The 17,544-nt window shown below is 36.2% G+C and carries 13 protein-coding genes, 1 tRNA gene and 1 pseudogene; 8 read left to right on the top strand and 7 right to left on the bottom strand.

Translation table 11 applies throughout. From position 1 onward, the window contains the following. Nucleotides 1-763 precede the first annotated feature (763 nt). A complete protein-coding gene (locus ACICP6_RS00955) occupies nt 764-1,285 on the top strand; it encodes a Na+/H+ antiporter subunit E (RefSeq protein WP_395463256.1) in 522 nt (173 codons plus the stop codon). Here the strand turns inward: ACICP6_RS00955 and ACICP6_RS00960 are convergent. Further along, entirely contained in the window at nt 1,278-1,694 is a 417-nt protein-coding gene (locus ACICP6_RS00960) for a hypothetical protein (RefSeq protein ID WP_395463257.1), read from the bottom strand. The genes ACICP6_RS00955 and ACICP6_RS00960 overlap by 8 nt on opposite strands. Nucleotides 1,695-2,669: 975 nt before the next feature. Between ACICP6_RS00960 and ACICP6_RS00965 the strand changes: the two genes are divergently transcribed. The 4 genes and pseudogenes from ACICP6_RS00965 to terL form a co-directional block, all read left to right on the top strand. Beyond that, nucleotides 2,670-4,976 (top strand): AAA family ATPase, encoded by a 2,307-nt coding sequence (locus tag ACICP6_RS00965; protein WP_395463258.1) that lies wholly within the window; start codon nt 2,670-2,672, stop codon nt 4,974-4,976. A 67-nt stretch (nt 4,977-5,043) separates the two neighbouring features. Then, a complete protein-coding gene (locus ACICP6_RS00970; protein WP_395463627.1) occupies nt 5,044-5,940 on the top strand; it encodes a class I fructose-bisphosphate aldolase in 897 nt (298 codons plus the stop codon). Nucleotides 5,941-5,945: 5 nt separating this feature from the next. Then, a tRNA-Cys gene (locus ACICP6_RS00975) sits at nt 5,946-6,017 on the top strand. 774 nt (nt 6,018-6,791) lie between these two features. After that, nucleotides 6,792-8,146, top strand: a pseudogene (gene terL, locus ACICP6_RS00980) (phage terminase large subunit); the annotation flags it as partial. A gap of 289 nt (nt 8,147-8,435) precedes the next feature. Here the strand turns inward: terL and pnp are convergent. The 3 genes from pnp to truB are packed head-to-tail and all read right to left on the bottom strand — an operon-like array spanning nt 8,436 to nt 11,874. After that, nucleotides 8,436-10,703 carry a polyribonucleotide nucleotidyltransferase gene (gene pnp / locus ACICP6_RS00985; RefSeq protein ID WP_395463259.1) on the bottom strand — a complete coding sequence of 756 codons (2,268 nt, stop codon included), beginning with the start codon at nt 10,701-10,703 and terminating at the stop codon, nt 8,436-8,438. A gap of 14 nt (nt 10,704-10,717) precedes the next feature. Next, entirely contained in the window at nt 10,718-10,990 is a 273-nt protein-coding gene (rpsO, locus tag ACICP6_RS00990) for a 30S ribosomal protein S15 (RefSeq protein WP_395463260.1), read from the bottom strand. A 17-nt stretch (nt 10,991-11,007) separates the two neighbouring features. Then, a complete protein-coding gene (truB, locus tag ACICP6_RS00995) occupies nt 11,008-11,874 on the bottom strand; it encodes a tRNA pseudouridine(55) synthase TruB (RefSeq protein WP_395463261.1) in 867 nt (288 codons plus the stop codon). 149 nt (nt 11,875-12,023) lie between these two features. On the opposite strand from truB, the gene ACICP6_RS01000 reads away from it, so the two are divergent. Next, complete coding sequence (locus ACICP6_RS01000) at nt 12,024-12,479, top strand: collagen-like protein (RefSeq protein ID WP_395463262.1); 456 nt, start codon at nt 12,024-12,026, stop codon at nt 12,477-12,479. Between the two features lie 63 nt (nt 12,480-12,542). Here the strand turns inward: ACICP6_RS01000 and ribD are convergent, their stop codons facing one another. Together ribD and ACICP6_RS01010 are read right to left on the bottom strand one after the other, a co-directional pair. Continuing rightward, the gene (gene ribD / locus ACICP6_RS01005) at nt 12,543-13,625 is read right to left on the bottom strand and encodes a bifunctional diaminohydroxyphosphoribosylaminopyrimidine deaminase/5-amino-6-(5-phosphoribosylamino)uracil reductase RibD (protein WP_395463263.1); all 1,083 of its coding nucleotides are present in this window, start codon (nt 13,623-13,625) and stop codon (nt 12,543-12,545) included. Continuing rightward, complete coding sequence (locus tag ACICP6_RS01010; RefSeq protein ID WP_395463264.1) at nt 13,625-14,815, bottom strand: deoxyguanosinetriphosphate triphosphohydrolase; 1,191 nt, start codon at nt 14,813-14,815, stop codon at nt 13,625-13,627. The genes ribD and ACICP6_RS01010 overlap by 1 nt, the downstream gene beginning before the upstream one ends. Before the next feature lie 47 nt (nt 14,816-14,862). On the opposite strand from ACICP6_RS01010, the gene ACICP6_RS01015 reads away from it, so the two are divergent. Both ACICP6_RS01015 and ACICP6_RS01020 read left to right on the top strand, forming a co-directional pair. Beyond that, nucleotides 14,863-15,327, top strand: coding sequence for a HesB/IscA family protein (locus ACICP6_RS01015; RefSeq protein WP_395463265.1), 465 nt, complete (start codon nt 14,863-14,865; stop codon nt 15,325-15,327). A 48-nt stretch (nt 15,328-15,375) separates the two neighbouring features. Continuing rightward, complete coding sequence (locus tag ACICP6_RS01020) at nt 15,376-16,050, top strand: ABC transporter ATP-binding protein (RefSeq protein ID WP_395463266.1); 675 nt, start codon at nt 15,376-15,378, stop codon at nt 16,048-16,050. 714 nt (nt 16,051-16,764) lie between these two features. Here ACICP6_RS01020 and ACICP6_RS01025 read toward each other — a convergent pair. Then, nucleotides 16,765-17,463: an alpha/beta hydrolase gene (locus ACICP6_RS01025; RefSeq protein WP_395463267.1), complete on the bottom strand. Its 699-nt coding sequence runs from the start codon at nt 17,461-17,463 to the stop codon at nt 16,765-16,767. Nucleotides 17,464-17,544: the final 81 nt, after the last annotated feature.

A 17,544-nucleotide genomic window follows, 5' to 3' on the forward strand; every position in this document is an offset into this window, starting at 1 on the left:
TTTGTCATCCCAGTGCGTGACACTGGGATCTATAGCTAACCAAGCAAGCTACGTCATACCGCCGCGGCGCTAACAAGCAGCGGTTGTCGTTTAGCTATAAAATTTAAGAAAATATTTAAGAAATTTGCTAAATAGGAAAAAAGGCAAAAGGAACCCTGTGATTATTTTCCGCTTTAAAGTACTGGCGTTTTTTATGTTTTAAACGCCTGACAAGCGAGATTTAGCCGCTTTTAATCGCTACTAACCTACGCTGCAAGTGTTTAAGAAGTTTACCAAGCAGAAAAAAAGACAAAGAAAACCCGAGTTAGCTAGTCCTTTACTATCTCTGTCGAGTATTGGCATTTTTTGATGTCTTGTAACGCTTTGTAAGCGCGTTCAGCTTATTTAGGTATAAACCTAGATGTAGATGAAGTTTTGTAAAGACATACAGTACCTATGTACTGCAAAAAATTGAACATAAGACGCCGATACCTTAAGTAATCCTTACCTTTTAATCTGCAGATTGGCGAAAGCAAATACAATAGCTTCACTACTATGATAAGAGGACTGGCGGAGTTTGTCAAGTCGTTTTTCCAACGTGCTGCCAAAAGTTTGTTATGCAAGAAGTCTATTCAACTAGGAGCGTTATAAGTATGCTTTTCTTTGACCTAGTTTGTGAGGAGAATAATATGTAGCTCACTTTATAAAAGTAGTCAACTTTCTCTTCACTTTTTCTAGAATTATTATCTTTCCTTAAAAAATCATTTGAGTTATACTGCGAGCCATGAACCTTAGGCAAAAAATTAAGTTTTTTTCTCTGTCATTTATCATTTTATTTTCTTTATGGACTGTATTGTCTGGTTATTTTGAACCGTTTTTTGTTTTTTGTGGGATATTTTCTTCTATATTCACATTGTTCATCTTTAACCGATTGATAAATGCTGAAAGTACTCTCAGCCAGATCTTGAATGGTACAAATAGACTGCAGTTTTGTAAGTTAGTAAGTTATATACCATGGTTAATATACCAAATCATTTTATCAAGCATTTATGTAACAAAAAAGGTGCTACAAACTAAACTTAAACTTGAGCCAGTCATTATCCTAAAAAAATACAAAGGGCATAACGACGGAAGCATCGCATTGTTTGCCAATTCAGTCACGATCACTCCTGGTACTTTAACTATCGATGTTACAAAAAAACGACAAATATATCTATCTACCATGTGTTTGATAGATAAAAGCCTTGAGAGCGGCGTTTCTGAAATAGAGAACAAAGCCTTGAAAGTACTACGTTCCATTAGGTAATTGCTTTAAATAAGTTAACAGCATCTTTGTATTCTCTTATAAGACTTTCGAGCATTTCTTTTGGAAGACTGTTATTCACAATAGAACATAAGTAATTGTACAAATCTTCTAGCCTTGATATGTTATTTTTCTTCTTACTGTTGAATTTATACGGAAAAATACCTTCCATAACTTCAATAGTAATAGCCTTATTTAAAAATACATTTTCACTCGTCACACTTATTCTTGCCAGAATAGTGTTAATTTCAGGTTCATTACTCGTATAAAAATCTGATAGCTGAGCCATTTTAATGACGTATAAAGTTACTATTTTTGACAAGCAATTATCAGCATATTCACAATTCTTTATTACCTCCCACTGAGTAACCTGAGATTTACTTACTTTTGCATTATTCGGTAATTTGCTCATTCAATTTTCTCCGTTTAATCCAGTACATAGATTATACTAATACTTTGTTAAATAAATGATAACGTGATTACAAAAATATATGCTTATAATGATATATTATGCAAAAATAGTACAACATCTAAGCATTAAAGCTAATTTAGGCTGGTTGTTGCATCGCTACCTACGAAAGGCTAACTATAGTTAGGATTATAAGCAACCTATTGAAAATCTTGTTTTTTTGCAATCAATCTGATCAAATTTAAGAATAGCAATTTATTATTTGTATTACATAAATTTAATCCTATTTAAAATAGCTAAAGCATCCCTTTCTTGTCATCCCAGTCTGGAATCCAGTCTAGCTATAAAATTTAAGAAAATATTTAAGAAACTTACTAATCTAAAAAAAAGGCAAAAGAAGCCCTGTGATTATTTTCCGCTTTAAAGTACTGGCGTTTTTTATGTTTTAAACCCCTGACAAGCGAGATTTAGCCGCTTTTAATCGCTACTAACCTACGCTGCAAGTGTTTAAGAAGTTTACCAAGCAGAAAAAAAGACAAAGAAAACCCGAGTTAGCTAGTCCTTTACTATCTCTGTCGAGTATTGGCATTTTTTGATGTCTTGTAACGCTTTGTAAGCGCGTTCAGCTTATTTAGGTATAAACCTAGATGTAGATGAAGTTTTGTAAAGACATACAGTACCTATGTACTGCAAAAAATTGAACATAAGACGCCGATACCTTAAGTAATCCTTACCTTTTAATCTGCAGATTGGCGAAAGCAAATACAATAGCTTCACTTCCATGATAAGAGGACTGGCGGAGTTTGTCAAGTAAGTTTTTCCAACGTGCTGCTAAAAGTTTGTTATGCAAGAAGTCTAATTCCTTTACAATAGGCCTATTACACAGAGCTTAGCTATAATAAACTGCTGGGTTTCAGTTTTTTTAATAATTGTGTGCTATCAATTATATATAAGTCCCAATTTTTAAAGAGAGTAAAGATGATTTCTAAAAATTTAGAGGCAAGTTTAAATAGGGCATTGCTAATTGCCTCTAATTTTAACCTTAAATATGCAAAAGTAGAGCATTTATTGCTGGCGTTGACTAAAGATGTGGATGTAAATTACGTTTTATCAAGATGTAATATCAGAGTTGATGAAATCATAAATATAGATAACATTCTATCAAGGTGTAATATTAAGGTTGATGGTTGTAGTAATAATATAAAAGGGTTTTTACAAGATAATTCTGAATCGACTATCAATGGAATTAAACCTAATTCGCTATTTCAATGCATGATACATAGGGCCGTAATACGGTCTCACAGCTTGGGAAAAAAAGAAATAAATGGAGCAAATGTCCTAGTAGAAATTTTGTCTGAACAAAATTTCTACATTGAAGATCTATTGCAGAAACAAAACGCAAAGGATTCCAATTTGATTTACCACATATCTAATATGAAATACTCTAACGATATAGACGAATACACTACTAATCGTAAAATAAAACTTGATAAAAATAACGATGTCTCCACTGCAGTAAGTAAAGGTGAATTATTAAAAGATGAGGAAGTTCTACAAAGTTATTGTAAAAATTTAAATGATTATGCGAGAAGTAAAAAAATAGATTACGTTATTGGTCGTGATTATGAATTAGATCGCACTATAGAAATATTATTAAGACGCAGAAAAAACAACCCTTTATACGTAGGAGACCCAGGTGTCGGTAAAACAACAATAGTTGAAGGCTTGGTATTGAAGATCATTGAAGGTAGTGTTCCCAATACACTGAGGTCCAGCATAATTTATGCTTTGGATTTAGGAGCACTCCTTGCAGGAACACGCTATAGAGGTGATTTTGAAGAGAGAATAAAATCTATAATAAAAGCAATTGAGGCAAAACCGGGTGCTATTCTTTTCATTGATGAAATACACACTATCATTGGAGCTGGTTCAACAAGTGGTAGCTTTCTTGATGCCGGTAATCTGCTCAAGCCCGCACTTGCAAGAGGTACATTGAGTTGTATAGGTGCAACCACATACAGAGAATACAGCAGCAGCTTTGAAAAGGATAAAGCATTAGCAAGAAGGTTTCAAAAAATTAATGTGAAAGAGTCCTCTGTTAATGAGACAATAAAGATACTAAATGGTATAAAGCACTACTATGAAGGGTATCATGGGGTGTATTATACAAAACATGCCATCAAGTCTGCAGCTGAACTTTCACATAAGTATATTACTGGGCGAATATTACCTGATAAAGCAGTTGATGTTATAGATGAAGCAGGAGCATATTGTAAGTTACTAAAAAACAAACATAAAATTGTAAACAGTAGAGATATTAAGAACACTATCACTAGAATTACAAATGTGCCTTGTGGGTCTGAATTTGACGATATACAAAAAGTAAAATCTCTAAAAGAAAATCTTGAGAAGGTCATTTTTGGTCAAGGGCAAGCAATAGAATCCCTTGTTAATTCTATTAAAATTGCTAAATCTGGGTTGAGAAATTATAATAAGCCCTTGGCAAATTATCTTTTTGCAGGACCAACTGGTGTTGGTAAAACTGAACTTGCAAAACAGTTAGCAAAAAGTATGGGTATGAATCTTATACGCTTTGATATGTCTGAATATATGGAATCTCATACAATATCTAGAATGATTGGTTCCCCTCCTGGATACGTAGGTTATGATCAGGGTGGACTACTCACAGAATCTATATCTAATAATCAATATAGCGTTGTGCTTCTTGATGAAATTGAGAAAGCTCACAGTGATATTTACAATATATTGCTACAAATCATGGATTATGGTTGTGTTACAGACACCTACGGGCGTAAAGTTAACTTTTCCAATATAATTTTGATTATGACAACTAATGCAGGGGCGTTTGAACGCAGTAAGAGCTCTATTGGCTTTGGGCATAAAAATTTTAACATTAGTGATAGCGAAAAAGCAATGGAACAGATTTTTAGCCCTGAATTCCGTAATCGTCTTGATGCGGTTATTTCTTTTTCTGACTTAAATGCGAATGTAATTTTACATATTGTGGATAAATTCATTCTGGAATTGAAAAAACAACTTATGCAAAAGGGCATAAATTGTTCAGTAGAAGAGGAAGTAAAGTCTTATCTTGCACAAATGGGTTACAGCAAGGAAATGGGGGCACGCCCGACAGAGAGACTGATTGAAAGGGAAATAAAAGGTTACTTAGCTGAAGAAATACTGAACCGTCGACTAATTAAAGGCAAGAAATTAAGAGTTTATATGGATAAAAAAGAAAATAAAATTGTTTTTGATATAACTTAAAATCCTTGTATTGAGTTTCATCTTTGTTACAATTTATAACTTAAATTTAATTTGAGTCATAGTGATAATAAGCGATAAAGTAAAACAAATCCTAAGCTACTACGAAAGTGAAAATCCTGGGGTAAAAGCAAGCCTCACTCGTATTCTTATGCATGGAAAGCTTGGCGGTTTTGGCAAATTAGTAATTCTCCCTGTAGACCAAGGGTTTGAGCATGGTCCGATTAAAAGCTTTGAAGTTAACCCTGATGCTTATGATCCACATTATCATTTTCAGCTTGCAGTTGATTCAGAAGTAAGTGCATACGCTGCTCCGCTTGGTATGATCGAAGCTGGCGCTTCCACTTATGCTGGAATGCTGCCACTTATTTTGAAACTTAATAGTTCTAACTCTTTGCATTCAAAAAGTCTAACTTCTGATCAGGCAATCACTGCTTCTGTGAAAGATGCGCTGCGTTTGGGCTGTACGGCTGTTGGATTTACTATATATCCTGGTTCCGCTAAGTGTTTTGATATGATAGAAGAAGCTCGTGAAATCATAGCTGAGGCTAAATCTTACGGGCTTGCAGTAGTGCTATGGTCTTATCCACGCGGTGAAGGAATCTCCAAAGAAGGTGAAACAGCAGTTGATGTTATTGCTTATGCTGCACACATAGCGGCTTTGCTTGGTGCTAACATAATAAAGGTAAAACTTCCAACTAACCACTTGGAAAAAGAAAAAATAGAAGCAGGAAATATTGTATCATTATCCAAAAGAATCGAATATGTTAAAAAATCTTGCTTTGCAGGGAAAAGAATAGTAGTTTTTTCTGGTGGCGAGTCAAAGGAAGTAGATGATATATGCAATGAAGCAAGAGAAATTAAGCAAGGTGGCGGTAATGGTTCAATCATTGGACGTAACACTTTTCAACGAAAAAGAGAAGAAGCTTTATCTATGCTAAAAGATATTATGGATATCTACACATAAAAAACGGCTGGGTGGCAGAATGGCTTATGCGGAGGACTGCAAATCCTTTTATACCGGTTCAATTCCGGTCCCGGCCTCTTTCATTAGACCTCTTGCATAACAAACTTTTGGCAGCACGTTGGAAAAACTCCTTGACAAACTCCGCCAATCCTCTTATCATGGTACTGAAGCTATTTATTTATCTTCGCAATCTGTGCAGGTTAATGACAAAAAACTTAGGGTATTTGGCGTCTCATGTTTAATTTTTCGCACTACGTGCACCGCATGTCTTTATAAAACTTCTGGGTTTTTACCCATACAGGCTGAAACGGGCTTATAAAGCGTTTAAGACATCAAAAAACGTCAAATTGACAAGGGAGAATTTGAATGCTAGCTACCGCGGGGTTTCTTTGCCTTTTTTCCTGCTTAGTAAATTTCTTAAACACTTGCGATGTAGGTTAGCTGCAAATTAAAAGTGGCTAAATCGCTCTTAATCAAGCGTTTTAGAATAAAAAGAACGCCGATATTTTAGTACATGGTAAATAGCCAACCACCACGGGGCTTCTTTTGCCTTTTTTTTGCTTGGTAAATTTCTTAAATACTTTCTTAAATTTTATAGCTAAACGACAACCGCTGCTTGTTAGCAGGATCTAGAGATACCATGACGGTATGACCCGCTACGCGTTAGCGCCGCGGCGGTATGACGTAGCTTGCTTGGTTAGCTATAGATCCCAGTGTCACGCACTGGGATGACAAGAGAAGGAGGCTACTCGGATGACACCCTCTTGGATGGAAACCAGTGTCAGCATGACACCATTTGTTGTGTGAATTACCTTCAAAAATATACGCTTCAACCACATTCACTTAAATATATGGGCAAAATCAACTTTTTAGAATTCATCGAATTATGCTTTCAAACGGTGGTACCGGGATGTGAGTATAATAATTATCGGTACATAAAAGTCATAGCAGACAGGCTAGAAGCAGCGAGTACTGGTGAAGTGAGACGCATAATATTCAATATGCCTCCGCGTTCAATGAAGTCCCTGTGCGCTAGTGTTGCATGGCCCGCATGGATACTGGGCAACTGCAAGAATAATAGTTGCAATCGGCTGCTCAGCGAAAAGCACTCGCTCGATACAAGGTGTATAATGCAGTCTAGTTGGTACAGAGGGCTATTTCCAGAGATCCAAAGATCAGAATACCAAATATAAATTTCAAACAGTGCAGAGAGGATACAGAATCGCAACGTCCGTTGGAGACAGGCGAAGGTGATCATCGTCCCGCTCAAGCTTTGAGTAGAAAGCGTGCCACAAACTGGTTCGATCAGACTTTAGTAACCAGGCTCAACGATAGAAAAAAAGGAGCTTGTGATGCATAGGCTACATCAGGAAGATTTAACTGAGCATCTTCTCTCCAAACCAAAAAATATATGGCATCATATTTGTTTACCAATAATAGCTGAAAATAAAGAGATTACTTATTCAATCAAAAAGCCAGCACCTCCTGTTCCTGTCACCCGAATAGCTCGGTCAACTATAAATGAGTACACCAGCAATAAAACAGCATTACCTGCAAAAATACTATACTTAAGAAAAGAAGGTCAGTTGCTATATCACCTAGATGGAGGAAAAGAAGAAGTTGAGATGATGAAGGTTGAACTTGGGAGTTACGCTTTTGCTGCGCAATATCAACAAAATCCTCTGCCGCTTTCAAGTGAAACGAGAGTGGCTGAAGCGCTATAGAAATTTTCCTGATAATCTCTCATGTGCAACACAAAGTTGGGATACTGCGGTTTCAACAAGCGACATGAGTAACTTTAGCGTCTGCACTACCTGGGCAAAATAAATTCTATTTACTTGACGTATATCGTGCAAAGCTTGAGTACCCGAAACTTAAAGAGCAACCTAGCTGCAAGATGGTCACCGCACGCGATTTTGATCGAAGCAAAAACAAGTGGTCAGCAGTTGGTGCAAGAGCTGAAGGCAAACAGTCATTTGCCCATTATCGAAATAATGCCACATAGCTCACTCGATTTCATCAGATTGCTCCAATTATAGAGTCTGGTAGGGTTGTTTTGCCGCACCAAGCAATATGGCTCAATGATTTTGAGCATGAGATTTTGATGTTCCCAGAAATTCGCCACGATGATCAAGTCGACAGCACCGTGCAATACCTGCAGTGGATGAGAAACAGTATCTCAAGGGTTGCAGCTATACGAACATTGTCTACCGGATCCAAAACGACAAATTCGTCATTCCGCTGCTTGTTAGCAGGATCTAGAGATACCATGACGGTATGACCCGCTACGCGTTAGCGCCGCGGCGGTATGACGTAGCTTGCTTGGTTAGCTATAGATCCCAGTGTCACGCACTGGGATGACAAAAGAAAGGAGCACTGGAATGACAGGCGAAGGAGGCTACTCGGATGACATCCTTTCCCCCGGTCTATCAAATCACAATGTTCGTACAGTGTTAGCTACTTGAATGACAGTAGGTAACACAAGAAATCTACTCTTAATAAAAACCTGATGATGAATCATTATTACCAAATTTTGGCTTATTTCTGTTGCTGAAACCAGAACGAGGAGGCCTCTTATGGTGACTTCCCCCAGGTTTTCTATTAAATGAGCTATTGTAATAATTATCCCGGTCATTTGGACCATCTTTCCTTTCTTCATTATAAAGCTCACCTTCAAAAAACTCTCCTGTTTCTTGATCAACACGACGCCTTGACAATTTTGGGCATCCACCTTTTTCAAAATCAATTACCAATGCTTTGAAAACATCACCCTGTTTAAGTATGCTCTCAATAGAATCTATATGCTGATTAGCTACTTCACTTATGTGCATTTTTCCTTTTCTTCCATTAAGAAGCTCAAGCTCTACAATAGACTTATCTATTTTTGCAACCTTGACAGCAACTATGGCACCTGGCTCTAATTCTGTTATTGAATCAATCATCATATTTTTTGCAATTTCAGCTTCAGTGCCACTCGTGGCAAAAACAGAAACTTTACCATCATCTCCTATTTCAATTTTTGCATTACTTCTTTCACACACACTGCGTATATTTTTTCCTTTAGCACCAATAGCTGCAGAAATCTTATCTTTATCTATGTAAAATGATAACATTCTTGGTGCATGATCTTTGACATCATCACTGTGTTCTGAAATCACTGCATTCATTTTTTCTAAAATATGTAATCTTCCAGCTTTTGCCTGTTCTAAAGATTTTTCAACAACTTCAAAGTTTATACCAGAAATTTTCATGTCCATTTGTAGCGCCGTAACCCCTTCACTAGTTCCTGCTACTTTAAAGTCCATATCACCAAGGTAATCCTCATCACCAAGTATATCAGAGAGTATTATATACTCGTCTTTATCTTTGATTAGGCCCATAGCAATTCCAGCAACAGGAGCCTTTATTGGTACACCTGTATCCATTAAAGCAAGGGAGGTTCCACAAACTGTTGCCATAGAAGAAGAACCATCTGATTCCATAATTTCAGATACTGCTCTAATTGTATAAGGAAACTCAGACTTATCAGGCAAAACAGGATGAATTGCTTTCCAAGCAAGTTTACCATGACCAATTTCTCTTCTTCCTGGTCCTCGTAAGGCAGCAGTTTCCCCAACAGCAAATGAAGGAAAGTTATAATGTAACATGAAATGCTCGCGTCTATCTCCTTCAATATCATCAACAATTTGCTCATCTTGTGTAGTACCAAGAGCAGTAACAACTAATGCTTGAGTGTTACCACGAGTAAATAAAGCAGAACCATGAGCCTTGGATAAAACATCAACTTCAACTTCTATCTGGCGTATTTCATCATACTTACGACCATCTATTCTTACACCATCTTTACTAATTTTTTCACGCACTAAAGATCTTTCAAAGTTTTTTACTGCATGTGCAACAAGATGCTCATTCTTACTAGCTTCTTTCATAGTATTCACTATGTTATTTCTAATCGCTTCCAAAGCTTGAACTCGGTCTTGTTTTACTGTGTGTGAATATGCTTTTTCAAAATCTTTACTGTATTTCTTAAGCTCTTTTGTTATGTCTGAGTTATCAACAGGAACGAAACTCTCAGGTTTATTGCCAACTGTATCAGCAAACTCTTTTATAAGCTTAATAACAGGTTGAAGGTGCTCATGACCAAATTTTATTGCATTAAGGACATTTTCTTCAGAGAGCTCTTTCACTTCTGATTCAACCATTAAAATCGAATCTTCATCACCAGATAAAAACAGATCTAAGCTGCTTGCTTTCATCTCTTGAGCGGAAGGGTTGAGTATATAGTTATTATTTTCATCACAACCGACCATAATTCCAGCTATAATAAAGTGAAAAGGAACACCAGAAGTTGCAAGAGCTGCAACAGTACCAATTAATGCTGGTACTTCAGGAGGATTGACCGTATCATAAGTTAATAAATTGCACACTACACTGATTTCATCATGAAAACCCTCTGGGAATAGTGGTCTTATACTTCTATCTATTACTCTTGAAATTAGAGTTTCTCTATCAGATGGTTTGCCTTCTCTTTTAAAAAAGCCACCAGGGATCTTACCCATAGCATAGCTTTTTGCGATAAACTGCACATTTAGAGGCAAGAAATCAACGTTTTCTTCCTTCTTTTTGCGCACAACAGTGACTAAAATAGAAGTATCACCATAATTTACAACTACTGAACTATCAGCTTGGCGTGCTATTTTTCCGGTTTCTAAAGATAAGGTACGACCACCCCACTCTATAGATTTTTTTATAATTTTAAACATACTAAATTCCTCGATTATTTTCTAATGCCTAACTTCTCTATTAATTCCTGATAGGCTTCATTACCAAATTTACGCTTTATATAATTTAAGTGCTTGCGTCTTCTACCTATCAATATAAGTAAACCGCGCTTGGAGTGATGGTCATGCTTGTGCTTTTTAAAGTGCACAGTTAAGTTACTAATCCTCTCGGTTAAAATTGCGCATTGTACAAAAGATGAACCTGTATCATCTTCTTTAATTGCATATATATTTATCAAAACTTTTTTCTTTTCGGATGTTATCGACATCTAAACCTCATTTCAAATCAAATATTAAAAACACGAATAGGCTTTACGCAACCATAAATAAACCTGCAGATTGCAATAGGTACATCACCCACTATCGCACAACAAATATCATAATTCTTTAAATTATGCAAGTTATTTAATACGATTTCCTGACCTTTTCTGATTTTCCCCGCCTCTTCTGCGGAAACTTCAACTTTAAATATTGATTTTAAAGCTGATATGATCGGAATAATTTCATCTTTTTTTGTAAGCTGTTCAATCGTTACTGATTCACCTTCTCTAAAATCACCCACCATAGTTCTTCTTAATTTTGTAACATGTCCAAAACAATTTAATGCAATTCCAAGATCCCGAGCAATTGACCTTACATATACACCACTACCGCATAGCATAGAAAATCCAGCACTATTATTTACAGTATTCACAGAAATCAATTTCAGTTCATATATTTGCACTAAGCGCGGCTTTATATTCACCTTTTGTCCACTTCGTGCCAATTTATATGCCCTTGCTCCCTTGATTTTTACTGCTGAAAATTGAGGAGGAGTTTGTGCTATCTCACCAACAAAATTCTTAACTGCACAACTTATCTGATTATACTCAGGTTTTATATTGCTAGTTTTAATGATATCACCATCTAAATCATCCGTTGTTCTTTGCTCTCCCCATTTTATTGTGAAATCGTATGCCTTTGAATCGCAAGATAAATACGGTATAGTTTTTGTCGCTTCGCCAAGAGCAATTGGCAACACACCTGAAGCTAAAGGATCAAGTGTCCCCAAATAACCAGCTTTTTTAATCCCAAAAATCTTTTTAACTTGGGTTACAGCTTGCGCAGAACTGATCCCTATTGGTTTATTAAGATTAAGCCAGCCATGTGTCATACATATTTATATATATGATTGGTAACACTTTAGAAAGGAGATTTTCAGCCTAAACTTATTTTATTAAATAATTAAATAAAAAATGACTTGACTAACGTGCATTATTAATATACATTTAATCTTTAATTAGTTTTATTGGAGAAGTTATTATGACAGAAGATAAAGTAAAAGAACCAAGCATATGGAAGTGGGAAAACACTGCACATATAACAAAAACAACCATGCAAGCCGGGTTTGCAATTGCATCTTTAGCGGGAGCAATAACAGCAATATTAATTGCTGCTAATGTAATTGCCGGGCCTGCGTCTTTAGCGCTATTTGCTAACCCTGCTGGAATTGCAGCTCTATTGGTTGTCGCTGTATATTTCGCTGCACAAGCTTGGGCTTCATATAAGCAAATGAATGCAGTGGAAAATGCTAAGGGTGAGCAAGGACCTAAGGGCGAACCAGGACCTGAAGGTGAGAAGGGTAAAGACGGTACTCCAGGTGCAGTACTTTCTGACAATGATTTGAAAGAAAAAGTTAAAGGAATTTTACCTACTCTCTTACAAGATACTACAGTTACTGAATTACTTGATAAGAAATACGCAGCTAAACCTAGCTAAATAGCACAAGAGGTAGAGCCTTTTCTACCTCTTTTTTTCTTCTTTTATTTGAATATGTAAAGGTTACAATAATCTATCCCACACCTCAACTATGTCCTCACTAAACTCTATTATCTCTACTTTTTTGAACTGGTAACAGTTGTTAATAGATTGAATTCCTAAATCTCCTACAAAAGAAGTGGCGTCATTACCTAAAATTTTACCACTACGGCAGATTATTAACCTATCGATTAAATCGTGCTTCAATAGCTCTGTGATTAATACTCCTCCGCCTTCAACTAATAACCTTGTTATACCAATTTCTGAAACAAGTTTTGATGCCATGTCTTTTAGGCAGACTTTATCAGTATTGTTTGAATTAATCACTAAGTAGTTAATGTTTTTTATTTTTTTCTCTATTTCTCTGTTTGTAATCACCCAAGTTGTTAATTTATCTGCAGTCTTTGTAATATTGTGCTCTTCATTTAATCTTGCTTGGCTATCAATAATCAGCCTTATTGGCGATCTATCTTCAAGCCCTGGTAATCTGCAAGTTAAGAGTGGATCATCGTTAATAAGGGTGTTGCTGCCAATCATAATTGCGTCATATTTTGCTCTAAGCTCGTGTACCCAATTTCTTGTGCCTTCACTTGTTATCCATTTGCTATCGCCTGTAAATGTTGCGATTTTTCCATCGAGAGTTGTTGCGATTTTACAGGCTATGAATGGTCTATGAAATTTCTGAGTGGTGAAAAAGCCGATATTCAGTTTTTCTGCTTCCTCTTGCATAATCCCTTGTTTCACTTCAATTCCTGCTTCTTTTAAAACTTTAATGCCCCTACCTGAAACTCTTTTATCAGGGTCAATTGCTGCAATTACTACCTTTTTTATTCCGGCTCTTATGATCTCTGCAGTGCAAGGTTCTGTAACTCCAAAGTGGCAACATGGCTCAAGAGTGACATACATAGTTGCACCTTGAGTTGAATCTTTAGCGCTTTGCAGAGCGACTACTTCTGCATGTGGGCGTCCACCGATTCCTGTATAGCCTTCACCAACCATCACACCATCTTTTACAATGACACACCCAACAGCAGGGTTTGGTGAAACACTTCCAAGAGTTTTTTCTGCAAGCTTTAATGCAATTGACATGAAATGGTTATCAGTCATTAGAAAGAAGTCATTTCGTATGAAGTATCAAAAATTCTTCTGTGCTCGTGTATAGCAAATCTATCTGTCATACCCGAGATATAGTCACATATTATTACTGAACGCTGGGATTCATAAGCAAGCTTGCTCCACTCTGTGGGCAATAACCCTGGGTTTTCATAGAAACATTGAAAAAGCTCCTGCACTATACGTTTTGCTTTGTTCATTGTTCTATTGAGCTTGTAACTTCTGTATATTTTTTCCATGTTGAATTTTTTCATTTCTTTTGTAGCATTCGCAATTTCTGGTGAAAATGTAACTAGCATTTTATTGAGACTTCTTACGTCTTCTACACTTTTTATTTTGTAATCTTCAATATTTTTTTTCGTCTGAGAAACAACGTCACTTATCATAATTCCTATAGTTCTACTCAGTGACTCATGTATAAGCTTGCTCTGAGGCAGTTCTGAATATCCGCTTTTTACGTCTTTAAACGTTTTTCCAATTAAAGGAACATCGAGTAAATCTTCTACAGTTACTAAATTTGCCCTGAGTGCATCATCAAGATCATGAACACTGTAAGCGATGTCATCGGCAATTGAAGCAACTTGTGCTTCAATGCTTGAAAATTCCTCAAGTTTTAGATCATATTTTTCATTATATTCTAGCAATAACCGATTATTTGTGTGAGATACTACATTCTGACCAAGCAAGGGGCCGTTATGCTTTGCAACTCCTTCAACCACTTCCCAACTTAGATTCATACCATCAAAGTCAGCATGTTTTTGTTCAAGATAAGTTAAAATCCTTATAGCCTGAACATTATGATCAAACTCGTACTTCTCATTATCAACTTGAACTGATTTCTTTAGAGCATCCTCACCTGTGTGACCAAATGGAGGATGGCCAAGATCATGTGCAAGCGCTATGCATTCAGTGATGTCCTCATCTAAGCTGAGCCTGCGTGCGATGGATCTTGCAATTTGTGCAACTTCAAGGCTATGAGTAAGCCGAGTGCGATAGTAATCGTGCTCGTAATTGATAAAAACTTGTGTTTTGTATCCCAATTTCCTAAACGCATTAGAGTGAATAATGCGATCCCTATCACGCTGAAAGCAGCTACGGGTTTCATCTTCTGGCTCTTTAAAGTATCTCCCTTTTGTTTTGTTTGAAAAACACGCATAACTTAATAGAAAATTATTGTTTGACATGTAAAATTTCTACTATAATAGGTTATCAATAATAAATGGTGGTTATTATGTCAACAAATTACAATATTAACTTAACTAACAATGCACTACAAAAAATCCACTCTCTCGCAGAGCAAGAAGGGGATAAGAGTTCTGTTTTGCGGGTTGCAGTTTCAGGTGGTGGATGTTCTGGCTTCAAATACAATTTTCTTATGGATCAGATGAATAAAAATCTATCTTTGAGCGATGAAGATGATGATGATTTTGATGGCGGAGATGAAGATGATGATGATGAGTTTGATGACGAAGATGGTGAAGGTCATCAAAGCCACTCCGGTTTCAGCGGAAAAGGTAAGGATATAGTAATCAACGATGAAAATGGAAATCCTGTATTAATGGTTGATAATTGTTCAGCAAAATTTTTAAATAACTCAGTTATAGATTATACTGAGGATCTCAGTGGTTCTGGTTTTCAAATAAAGAATGCTCTTGCTAAATCCCAGTGTGGGTGTGGCAACAGCTTCTCAGTTTAATTATTACCAGAAATTTGGAGCGTTATATGCCTACTGGGTTTTTTAAACATGGGTGGTAATGTAGCACTAGAACTAACTTCTATAGATAAAAGCTTTGAGGGCAATTCTGCTGTTATAAAAGATATCAATCTAAGTGTTGCAAAAGGACAAGTAGTTGCATTAATTGGCAGTTCGGGATCAGGAAAAACAACTATATTGCAAATTGCAGGCTTATTGGATAAGCCAACTTCAGGTATAGTCACGATAGATGGAGTAAATTGCACACAAGCCAGTAATAAGCACACAACCTGTATAAGAAGAAATTTTCTTAGCTTTGTTTATCAATTTCACTATTTGTTACAAGAGTTATCGGTATTGGAAAATATTATGCTTCCTCAGCTCATTGCAGAAAAAAGCAAAACTGAAGCAATAAAAAATTCGCAAGCAATATTGGAAAAATTTGGTCTGGAAAACAAAGCAAGTAGTATGATATCTGAAATTTCTGGTGGGGAGAGGCAAAGAGTTGCAATTGCAAGAAGTATTGTAAATTCTCCAAAGCTTTTACTTGCGGATGAACCAACAGGAAATTTGGATCCAACAAATTCTTTGAATGTGTTTTTACTGTTATATTCGTATGTAAAGGAAAATAATAGCTCTATGCTTATAGTAACACATAATCATCTCCTTGCAAAAAAGGCAGACTGTGTTCTACAATTAAAAGACCAATCACTAGTGAAATTGTAAATAGGTACAGTAGACTTCTTGCATAACCTAAAAAGGCAAAAGAAGCCCCGTGGTGGCCAGTTATTTACTTTTGTGTCGAAATATCGGCGTTTTTTTATTCTAAAACGCTTAATAAGTGCGACTTAGCTGTTTTTTAATTGCAACTAACCTTAGCGATAAACGTTTAAGAAATTTACTAAGCAGAAAAAAAGGCAAATAAAACCCTGAGTAGCTAGTTATTCACTACCTATTTTATAAGTTGGCGTTTTTTAATGTCTTGTAACGCTTTTAAGCGCATTTTAGCTTATATTAGGTAAAAACCTAGAAGTTTTATAAAGACATAAGGTGCACATAGTGCAAAAAATTAAATATGACACGCCAGATATACTAAGTTTTTTTGTCGTTTTATCTGCACAGACTGAAGATAAATAAATAGCTTCAGTTCCATGATAAGAGGACTGGCGGAGTTTGTCAAGTCGTTTTTCCAACGCGTTGCCAAAAGTTTGTTATGCAAGAAGTCGAGTGTAAAACTAGAACCTATCGAGCTACTACCTTGTACTTACCCAGCCAGTGGTCATTAACAGGATATAACTCGCACGAAGTACTTTCACTGCCTTTTATACACGGACTTTTTAACTTGCGTGACTTACCTAAACATCCCTTTTGCCCTTGTAGTACAAGGGTAACTAAAACACATAGCAATAATTTCTTAAACATGATAAAGCCTTTTCTTAATTAAACATATTCTTTTATTCTTACCTCTTTTTTTGCCTTTTGAGAAGAAATAGCTGCACTATTCAAGCGCAGTTTTATATAATCGTCTATGATTTGAATCACTTCCTCTTCTTTATCTCTTAAAAAGTGGTTAGTATCGTCTATTATGTGGTATTCCATGTGATCACTTTTTGCTGAGTTTATCAGCCTTTTTGCTAATTCTGTTACATCGCTTTCTTCTGAGATTGTATCATTACTGCTTTGTATTATAAGCCCAGGAATTGGACAGGGAGAGAGAAAAGAGAAATCGTACTTCGTTGCCTGAGGGGAAAGAGCAATAAAACCTACTATCTCAGGACGGCGCATTGTCAATTGCATTGCTACCCATGCTCCAAAAGAAAAACCTACGACCCAAATTGGAACGTTGCTAGGATTATGTTCTTGAAGCCAATCAATAGCTACTGCAGCGTCAGTTAATTCTCCTATACCCTTATCAAAAGTTCCGGTAGATTTTCCCACACCACGGAAGTTAATTTTCAACGCAGAAAAATTGTTATCGATAAAAGATGTATATATACCATGTATAATTTTACTATCCATATTGCCACCATACTGAGGGTGATGATGTAAAATTAGCGCAACTGGCGCATTGGCATCCCTGCTTTGGTGATACTCACCTTCTATTTTTTTTGTTGCATTATTCAAAAAAACTTCTACCATAGCACCTCCTAATAAAAACCTGCTTGACAGGTATTAAATAATGTAACTCATACATATATTAATTATGTATTAATATCACTG

Source organism: Wolbachia endosymbiont of Cantharis cryptica, from assembly GCF_964277405.1.
In the GTDB taxonomy this organism is placed as follows: Bacteria; Pseudomonadota; Alphaproteobacteria; order Rickettsiales; family Anaplasmataceae; genus Wolbachia.